Raw genomic sequence first — 333 nt, 5'->3', positions numbered from 1 at the left:
GCCGTCTGCACGACCTTGCGCCAGCGCGGCTCGATGAAGCTGGTAGGCACCCGCTTCGGCAGGACCGATCGGCCGTCGCGGTACATCGTGCGCAGCACCTCGATCGCACCGAGCAGCGGATCGCCCGACCGCGCGGTGCGGAAGGTGAAGGCGGCAAGGAAGGTCGGGGCGAACCGCCGCACCGCAGGGTAGCGTTCAACCACTTCTTCCAGGCCATCATCGGCCGAGCGCGTCAGATCCTCGGCAAAGCGGATGCTGCGTTCGAGCTGATCCCAGCCCACCTTCGCGTCGATCGCGCGGAAGGCATCGCGCCCACTCGCACGGGCATCGACC

The 333-nt window shown here is 68.5% G+C and carries 1 pseudogene; it reads right to left on the bottom strand.

Annotated features, from left to right (window positions below):
* Positions 1-333, bottom strand: a pseudogene (locus CVH10_RS18900) (Tn3 family transposase); the annotation flags it as partial.

This window comes from Halomonas sp. ND22Bw (genome assembly GCF_003011945.1).
Taxonomy (GTDB): domain Bacteria; phylum Pseudomonadota; class Gammaproteobacteria; order Pseudomonadales; family Halomonadaceae; genus Halomonas; species Halomonas halophila.
The sequence above is the reverse complement of the archived record's forward strand: the minus strand, read 5'-3'. Positions and strand labels throughout refer to the sequence as shown.